Genomic DNA, 7,799 nt, shown 5'->3' on the forward strand with positions numbered 1-7,799 from the left:
CGACGACGGGGGCCGTGACACAGCCGGTACGTCCGAGGTCGAACCGGATGGTTCGTCATCTGGCAGACCGAGCCGCGAATTGACGGTCTGTCGGCGACAGGTCACGACGAGGGGGCCGGCATGTGGGGTCGGGGGACCGTGCTCGGCGGGCGCTACACGCTCACCGAACGGGTCGGAAGCGGCGGTATGGGCGAGGTCTGGCGCGCCGACGACGGTGTGCTGAAGCGCCAGGTCGCCGTCAAGATCATGCAGCCGGCGCTGCTGGCGGACCGCAGTTTCACCGAGCGGTTCAGGCGCGAGGCGCGACTCCTCGCCACCCTCCGGCACCCGGGCATCGTGCACGTGCACGACTACGCCGAGCCGGCCGACGACGCGGACGAGCAGATCGCCTACATCGTCATGGAGTTCATCGACGGGAGACCGCTGAACTCCGTCCTGGCGGACGAGGGTCCGATGGTGCCCGCGCGGGCGCTCGGCCTCCTGGCCGACGCGCTGGACGCGTTGCACGCCGCGCACCAGCAGGACATCGTGCACCGCGACCTGAAGCCGTCCAACCTGATGGTGCGCAGCGACGGCGGCGTGACGGTGACCGACTTCGGCATCGCCCACGCGATGGCCGGGACGAAGATCACCACCACCAACTCGGTGCTCGGCACCGCCCTCTACATCGCCCCCGAGCAGGCCGACGGCAAGTCCACCACCCCGCTCTGCGACCTGTACTCGATCGGCGTGGTCTGCTTCGAACTGCTCACCGGCCGGCTGCCGTTCACCGGAGAGACGGTCCTGGAGATCGTGCTCAAGCACATCCAGCAGCCCCCGCCCCGGCTGTCCGACGAATTCCCGCGGGCCGTCCGCGACTTCGTCGCGACCGCCCTCGCCAAGGACCCGGCACAGCGCTTCCCCGACGCCGGCGCGATGGCCGCCGCCGGCCGCGCGGCGGCCGCCCGGCCGGGCGCCGGGCAGCCGGTCCGCGAACCCACCGTGTTCGCCACCGTGCCCGAGCCCGTCCCGCGGGAGGCGCCGAAGGCCGACACCCCCCGCACCGCTCCCGCCGAGCCCGCACAGCACCGGCGCAGCCGACTGATCGTCCCGATCATCATCCCGGTGGTGATCTCGGCCGGGGTCGGCAGTGTGGTCCTGATCGAGCAGGCGCCGTGGCAGTCCCGCGCGCAGGGCGCCGGGCCGCAGCCCTCGGTCGCGGCGCCGTTCAGCCCGGGCGCAGCGTCGGCCGCGGCGAGCGGTACCGGCGGTAGCGGCGCGGCGTCGCCCCCGCCTGGCGGCGCCACCAGCCCGCAGGCCGTACCGGGACAGCAGCCCGGCAACCCGGTGTCCGACCAGAGCGGTGCGGGCGCCGCCGGTGGTGGTGCCGCGGGCGGTGCCGGCGCGGGCACCGGCACGGGCGGGGGCGCCACCAACACCGGGGGAGCCGCCCGGCCGCCCGCCGGCACCCCGGCCACCACGGCACCCGCGACCACCCCCGCGCAGACCGGGCCGCCCCAGGGCTGCGGCGGCACCGGCTGGGGCTACATCACCGGGGTCGGCAGCGGCCAGCGGCTGGGCCTCGCCGCCTCGGGCCTGGCCGGCGGGACGAGCGCGGTGGTGGGCCGCAACACGTCCTACGGCTGGATGCGTTCGGCCCCCGACCCCGGCGGCTGGTACAGCCTCTACCCCTGCAACATGAGCAAGCCGCAACTCGTCCAGAACGGCAACAACGCCGAACTCTCCTCGGGCTTCAGCGTCACGTACCGCTGGACGGTGACCAGTGCCCCCACCCAGGGCGCCGTCTACCTCAAGGACTACAGCAGCTCGACCTGCCTGACCGACAACGGCACGGGCAGCGCCGCCACCATGCAGACCTGCACGCCGGGCAACCGCTCGCAGCAGTGGTTCGTGCCCCCGTCGGGCTGACGGCGCCACCGGGCCGGCCGGTGGTGTCCCACGGTCGACGTGCGCCTCGGCTGCGTCGCATCCGGTCGGGCCTTTCCCGGCACCTGGACAGGACCGCCGATCACATCCCCGAATCACCTGCGGGAAACTGTCGACGGATCAAGTAATCAGGACGCTGCGTAATCGATCCGAGGCCGAGTTGAGGGGCCTGCGCGCCGGTGAGATGGTGAACGTACGGTGCAACTGCGCTGGGAGTACGTCCCGGTCCGGCGGCCCGCACCGTTCCGCACCGCTGAGCCGGGCGGTCCCCGAGTCCGCTCGTCGGACAGCCACGCCCAGTCGTCCGCGGCACCCGAAGACGCATCCTGGGGACGCGCCGGAAAGGACGAGCGCATGATCCACGGATATGACGTGTCGGTGTACCAGCCCGAGCACCCCAACGTGTCCGGCCAGCAGTTCCTCTTCGTCAAGGCCACCGAAGGGACCTCGTACACCAATCCGAGAATGGCCGGCCAGGCGCAGACCGCACGTACGGCCGGCATCGCCCTCGGCTTCTACCACTACCCGAACATCGCCGGCGACCCCGTGGCGCAGGCCAAGCACTTCCTGAGCCAGACGCGCCTGCTCGGCGGCGAGATCCTCATTCTTGACTGGGAGTGGTACGGGCAGCACGTCACGAACCAGAAGGCCCGCGCCTACAAGGACGCCTGGCTCGCGTACGTGAAGGGGGCGGCGCACGGCCACAAGGTCATCCTGTACACCGACACCAGCAACTGGCTGAACGTCGATCAGAACGGCAACTGTGCCGACGGCCTGTGGATCGCCGACTACAGCCACCCCGCGGGGCAGCCGCCCATCCAGCACCCGTGGCTGTTCCACCAGTACACCGACAAGCCGCTGGACCAGAGCGTGGGCAGGTTCGCCTCGCTCGACGAGCTGAAGGCGTGGGCCGGGCAGCCGGCTGCGGACGGCGCGGTCGGCCCGGTGACGCCGACGCCCGCCGGTGTGCCCGACTGGGTCCGGCTGACGGACCACGTGATGAGCATCGAGGAGAAGATCTACGAGGGTTGGAACAGCAACGGCGGCTGGAACAACCTCACCCCGTTCGGTGAGGAGTTCGGCGAGAACGGCGTTGCCTGGTGCGTGATCTTCGAATGGGACATGTACCACGACGTCGGCCTCGCCTCCATCGTGAAGAAGACCGACAACGTGCAGGACTTCACCGACTGGGCCCGGTCGAAGGGCTACTGGTCCCTGTATCCGTCCGTGGGTGCCTGGGTGAACCTCGGCAACGGCGAGCACACCGAGATCGTCGTCGGCTTCGACGCGCAGAACGTCTACACGAAGGGCGGGAACAGCCTTCCTCCGGGGCAGAACGGGCAGGGCAACGGCGTCTGGTCCCACACGTTCCGCAGGAGCGACCCCTATGTCGTCGGGTACTTCGCGCCCCGGTTCCCCGACGGCGTGTGCCCGCCGACGGCCGACCCGCGTGACCCGCGCGGCGGTAGGGAGATGCCGCTCTGGCGCTGGAACGGCTACTCCACCCCCACGCGGCCGGTTCCCACCGGCTCGCTTCGACAGAAGGAGGACGCCATGGGCGTCGCAGTGGTACCCCTCAAGACCGGATTCGGCGAGGCGACCGTGGTGCCGGTTCCCCGCGTGTGGGTCGGAGACCCCGACATCCCGGTCGGCCGGGTGTGGCTGTCGCTGGCGAGCGATTTCGGGAAGGTCAACCTGCGGGTGGCGCTGTTCAAGCCCGACCGCGGCTGGCGGGTCCTGGACTCGGTGGTCGTCGACAACTCGGCGGACGCGGTGCGGATCGACCCCTGGGAGGGCGAGTCGAAGTTGTCCGTGGTGCGCAAGCCGCTCACGGACGGCGACACCGCCGACTCGACGCCCTGCGGCGTCATGGTCGAGTCCGTTCTGCGGTAGCCGGCCTGACAGTCCTTCGGAACGGGCGGGGTCCGTGCGGCAGGCCCTGCCCGGCCGGAATCAGTCCCGGTGATCCGGGTGCGGAGCGGCGGCGAAGCACGGCCGATCGCCTGATCGTCGGTCTCAACGAGCCCGGCGCGCGCATCCGTTGCGCGCTCGGCGGCGAGCTCGCGCCAGGATGCTGCGCCCACGCCCACGCCCTCGGCGGCTGACGGCGCGCCGCACCCGGAGGGTCACTGCGCCGGTTGCTGCATCCAGGCGTCCGAGCCGGGGTCGCCGCCCTCGGCGCGGAGCGCGAGGCGGTCGATGTAGTGCTGCCAGCCCTCTCCGTGCGCAGCGCAGGCCTCCGGGGACGGGAGTCCGCTGTGTACCAGCCTCAGCAGAGTGCCGTCGGCGACCGGCTCCAGGGTGATCTCCACGGTGCTGGAACCGGGTGGGACGGGCATGGCGCCGGTCTCCCAGCCCCAGGTGAAGACCAGCCGCTTCGGCGGGTCCACGGTGAGGAAGCGGCCGGAGGCGACGTACTCCCCGGTGACACGGGTTCGGTACGCGCCGCCGGCCTCGAAGGAGAACACGCCGTCGGCGCCCATCCAGGACAGCCACTTCTCCGTTCGAGGGTGACCGTGTCCGTGGGCGTCGTCATGAGGGGTTCTCGTTCCGCTCGGCCTCTTCGGCAAGCCTGGCCAGGGTGTCGAGCCTCGTGCCCCACATGGCCTGGAGGTAGTCGGCGAGCGGGCCGAGCGCCTCCCGGTCGGCCCGGTAGAAGCGCTTGGTCCCGTCCTTGCGCAGCGTAACCAGACCGGTGTCGCGCAGCACCTTGAGGTGCTGCGACACCGCCCCGAAGGTGACCTCGAAGCGGGCCGCGATGTCGCCCGCGGACAGCTCGTCATCCCAGATCAGCCGCAGGATCTCGCGCCGCCTGGGTTCGGCTATCACCTGTACCGCGTCCATGCCTCGAATTTTAGTCCAGGCTTCAGCTTGCCGTCGCGGCGCGGATTATTTTAGTCTGAACTTAAGTAAGCCCCCCCCCGCGGGGAATCCCACCCATCAGGAGCACCCCATGGCCGCCATCACCTACGAGACCGACATCGCCACCGACCGGGCCCGCGTCCTGGAGGCGCTCAACACCCACGACGGCCTCACCGGCTGGTGGACCAACGACGTGAACCGCAAGGACGAGGTCCTGTACTTCAACTTCCCCGGCGTCCCGGAGCCCTTCCGGCTCCGCCGCGACCAGGCCGACGAGGACCGCGTCGTCTGGGTGAACGTCGGCGCCTTCCCTCCCCACTGGGGCGGCACCACCATCACCTGGGAGCTCACCGCCGTCCCGGAGGGCACCCGCGTGGCGTTCTCCCACTCCGGCTTCCCGGAGAGCGAGGCCGAGATCCCGATGACCAGCGAGACCTGGGGCATCCTGATGACCCGCCTGAAGGAGTACGCGGAGACGGGCAAGCCCAACCCCTTCTTCACCGTCTGAGGCCCCCGATGAAGGTCGACGTCCTGACCGAGACCGTGATCGCCGCACCGTGCGAACGGGTCGCCGCCTACGCGGCCGACCCCTCGCAGGCGCCGGAGTGGTACGAGAACATCGACTCCGTCACCTGGCAGACCCCGCCGCCCGTCGCGGCAGGCTCCCGCATCGCGTTCACCGCCCGGTTCCTCGGCCGGCGCCTCGCCTACACCTACGAGGTCACCGCGTACGAGCCCGGCCGACGGCTGGTCATGCGGACGAGCCAGGGCCCCTTCCCCATGGAGACCACCTACACCTGGGAGCCGTACGGCGAGGACACTGCCCGCACCCGCATGACCCTGCGCAACCGCGGCGAGCCCAGCGGCTTCGCCTCGCTCGCAGCCCCCGCGATGTCAGCCGCGATGCGCCGCGCCCAGAGCAAGGACCTGGCCCGCCTCAAGGCGCTCCTGGAGCGGCCCGCCTGAGTCACTTCACCTGGCGCGAGTCCGGTCGCAGCGGTCAGCACCGGTGCGGGTCCGGGTCCTGTCCCCGGGCGCGGAGACGGCCGCCCGCCGCCAACGTGTCGAGCCGCCGCTGCTCGGCTGCCGCCCAGGCGCGGACGCGCCCGGGCGCCAGGGGGACGCCGTGCCCGACGTGCAGCCTGGTCGGGTCGAGGGCGAGCATCTCGCGCAGGCTGGCCAGGTTGCGCTGCGGATCGTCGTGGAAGGGCGGGTTGGCGGGGCGGCCGGGGATGAGGCCCATGAAGGAGTTGGCGACCAGGTCGCCGGCCACCAGGTCGCCGTCGTCGGTGAGGACGGAGATCGAGCCGGCGGTGTGGCCGGGGGTGGGCATGATGCGCGCGTTGACCCCGAAGTCGTGCAGGCTCGTCTCGCCGCGGACCAGGATGTCGGGCTCGAAGGGTTCCGCGGTGGCGTGGAGTTTCGGGTTCCGGTCCATCAGGCGGCCCATCGGGCCCGTCGGCAGGTACGGTTCGCGAACCCGTCCGGTGCGGAACGGCTGGAGGTCCGCGACATGCCCGGCGACGGGTGCGCCGGTGAGGCGGTGGAGTTCGGCGGCGGACCCGAAGTGGTCGATGTGCCCGTGGGTGATGACGATCAGCTCGACGTCGCAAGGGTCCACACCGTGGCGGACGATTCCGTCGCGGATCACGGGTCCGCTGCCGGGAGTGCCGGCGTCGACGACGACCGGGTGGCGGCCCATCAGCAGGTAGGCGTTGATGGCGTGCCTGCCGAGGACGGGGATCGCGACGACCTTGGTGCGTGACATGGGGGCTCCGTTGCAAGGTGGGCATGGCGGGATGGACAGGCGGTGCCGCTCGGGCGCCGTCCTGCCGTGGGAGGTGCGTGGTGTAGGTGGGTCAGGCCGTCCGGGGTGCGGCCGCCTCGGGTGAGCGGAAGCGGCGGCGGTACTCGGCCGGTGTGGTGCCGAGCCGATTCCTGAAGGTGCGGTGCAGCGTCTCGACGGAGCCGAGGCCGGTGTCGGCGGCAATGGCCGGCAGGCTGCGGTCGCTCTCCTCCAGCAGCCGCCGCGCGGCCTCCAGCCGGACGGCCTCCAGGTAGTCGGTGGGGGTGTGGCCGGTGCGGCGGCGGAACAGCCGGGAGAAGTGCCGCACGCTGAGGTGAAGCCGGTCGGCGAGGACCTGCACCGGCAGGTCCTCGGCCAGATGGTTGTGGATCCAGTGGCGCAGGCCGTCGATGCGCTCGTCGGCCGGCGCCTGGAGCGAGAGCGGCACGCTGAACTGGCTCTGCCCGCCGGGCCGCTTCACGTACATGACCATCGCGCGGGCCACGTCGAGAGCCAGCGCCTGGCCGTGATCCTCCGCGACCATGGCCAGCGCCAGGTCCAGGACGGCGGTGACCCCTGCGCAGGTCCACACCCGTCCGGCCCGGACGAAGATCGGGTCCGGGTCGACGTCGATGCGCGGGTGGTCGGCGGCGAGCTGGCCCGCGGTCAGCCAGTGCGTCGTCGCCGTCAGGCCGTCCAACAGGCCGACGGCGGCCAGCAGGTGTGCACCGGCGCAGAGTCCGGCGACCCGGCGGGCCCGGGTCGCCGCCTCGGGAAGCCAGCCGGCCACGACCGGATCGACCACCGCTCGGACACGGCCCGCCGACATGTCCATCGCACCCGCCACCAGCAGCGTGTCCACCCCGCCGCCCACCGCGTCCAGCGCCACGTCGGCCACCAACCGGACACCGCCGGACGTCTGGAGCTCCCCGGCCCGCGCCGCCGCGACCTCCACCCGGTAGCCGGGCTTGTCGGGGCCGAGCAGGCGCGAGGTGATGGAGAACACCTCCGCCGGCCCGGTCACGTCCAACAGCTCGACGCCCGGGAAGGCGGCGATGACGACTCTGCTCGGTTCGGCCATGCCACGATCCTCATGTCCCGGCAGGCCCGTCCGCAATGACCGGCTTCTGTCAGAACCGGCCATCCGCCAGCGGAACGAACCGATTTCCAAAAGGTGCACTTGTTCGGGCGTGCGGGGGGGGGGGCGGGCCCCGCCCCCGCCCCG

General features: G+C 71.7%; 8 protein-coding genes. 4 read left to right on the forward strand and 4 right to left on the reverse strand.

Going from position 1 to position 7,799, the window contains the following annotated elements:
* Positions 1-120: 120 nt before the first annotated feature.
* Positions 121-1,908, forward strand: a complete 1,788-nt coding sequence (locus AB0P35_RS02450; protein WP_363505345.1) for a serine/threonine protein kinase — start codon at positions 121-123, stop codon at positions 1,906-1,908.
* Between the two features lie 372 nt (positions 1,909-2,280).
* Positions 2,281-3,819, forward strand: a complete 1,539-nt coding sequence (locus AB0P35_RS02455) for a GH25 family lysozyme (protein ID WP_363505348.1) — start codon at positions 2,281-2,283, stop codon at positions 3,817-3,819.
* Positions 3,820-4,052: 233 nt separating this feature from the next.
* Here AB0P35_RS02455 and AB0P35_RS02460 read toward each other — a convergent pair whose 3' ends face one another.
* Positions 4,053-4,409, reverse strand: a complete 357-nt coding sequence (locus AB0P35_RS02460) for an SRPBCC family protein (protein WP_363505351.1) — start codon at positions 4,407-4,409, stop codon at positions 4,053-4,055.
* Positions 4,410-4,458: 49 nt separating this feature from the next.
* Positions 4,459-4,770, reverse strand: a complete 312-nt coding sequence (locus AB0P35_RS02465) for a metalloregulator ArsR/SmtB family transcription factor (RefSeq protein ID WP_363505354.1) — start codon at positions 4,768-4,770, stop codon at positions 4,459-4,461.
* A gap of 109 nt (positions 4,771-4,879) precedes the next feature.
* Here AB0P35_RS02465 and AB0P35_RS02470 point away from each other — a divergent pair, with 109 nt between their 5' ends.
* Together AB0P35_RS02470 and AB0P35_RS02475 are read left to right on the forward strand one after the other, a co-directional pair.
* On the forward strand, positions 4,880-5,296 hold the full coding sequence (locus AB0P35_RS02470) for an SRPBCC domain-containing protein (RefSeq protein WP_363505357.1): 417 nt from the start codon (positions 4,880-4,882) through the stop codon (positions 5,294-5,296).
* A gap of 8 nt (positions 5,297-5,304) precedes the next feature.
* Positions 5,305-5,754, forward strand: coding sequence for an SRPBCC family protein (locus AB0P35_RS02475; protein WP_363505360.1), 450 nt, complete (start codon positions 5,305-5,307; stop codon positions 5,752-5,754).
* Between the two features lie 34 nt (positions 5,755-5,788).
* Here AB0P35_RS02475 and AB0P35_RS02480 read toward each other — a convergent pair whose 3' ends face one another.
* Both AB0P35_RS02480 and AB0P35_RS02485 read right to left on the reverse strand, forming a co-directional pair.
* On the reverse strand, positions 5,789-6,556 hold the full coding sequence (locus tag AB0P35_RS02480) for an MBL fold metallo-hydrolase (RefSeq protein ID WP_363505363.1): 768 nt from the start codon (positions 6,554-6,556) through the stop codon (positions 5,789-5,791).
* A 91-nt stretch (positions 6,557-6,647) separates the two neighbouring features.
* Positions 6,648-7,655, reverse strand: coding sequence for a helix-turn-helix domain-containing protein (locus AB0P35_RS02485; RefSeq protein WP_363505365.1), 1,008 nt, complete (start codon positions 7,653-7,655; stop codon positions 6,648-6,650).
* Between the last annotated feature and the right edge of the window lie 144 nt (positions 7,656-7,799).

The sequence above is a fragment of the Kitasatospora sp. NPDC085879 genome (genome assembly GCF_040686255.1).
GTDB lineage: Bacteria > Actinomycetota > Actinomycetes > Streptomycetales > Streptomycetaceae > Kitasatospora.

Excerpts from the sequence above, each read along its gene's own strand:
- AB0P35_RS02475 (WP_363505360.1), top strand. The coding sequence starts at position 5,305 with ATGAAGGTCGACGTCCTGACCGAGACCGTGATCGCCGCACCGTGCGAA.
- AB0P35_RS02485 (WP_363505365.1), bottom strand. The coding sequence starts at position 7,655 with ATGGCCGAACCGAGCAGAGTCGTCATCGCCGCCTTCCCGGGCGTCGAG.
- AB0P35_RS02480 (WP_363505363.1), bottom strand. The coding sequence starts at position 6,556 with ATGTCACGCACCAAGGTCGTCGCGATCCCCGTCCTCGGCAGGCACGCC.
- AB0P35_RS02465 (WP_363505354.1), bottom strand. The coding sequence starts at position 4,770 with ATGGACGCGGTACAGGTGATAGCCGAACCCAGGCGGCGCGAGATCCTG.
- AB0P35_RS02460 (WP_363505351.1), bottom strand. The coding sequence starts at position 4,409 with ATGGGCGCCGACGGCGTGTTCTCCTTCGAGGCCGGCGGCGCGTACCGA.
- AB0P35_RS02470 (WP_363505357.1), top strand. The coding sequence starts at position 4,880 with ATGGCCGCCATCACCTACGAGACCGACATCGCCACCGACCGGGCCCGC.
- AB0P35_RS02450 (WP_363505345.1), top strand. The coding sequence starts at position 121 with ATGTGGGGTCGGGGGACCGTGCTCGGCGGGCGCTACACGCTCACCGAA.
- AB0P35_RS02455 (WP_363505348.1), top strand. The coding sequence starts at position 2,281 with ATGATCCACGGATATGACGTGTCGGTGTACCAGCCCGAGCACCCCAAC.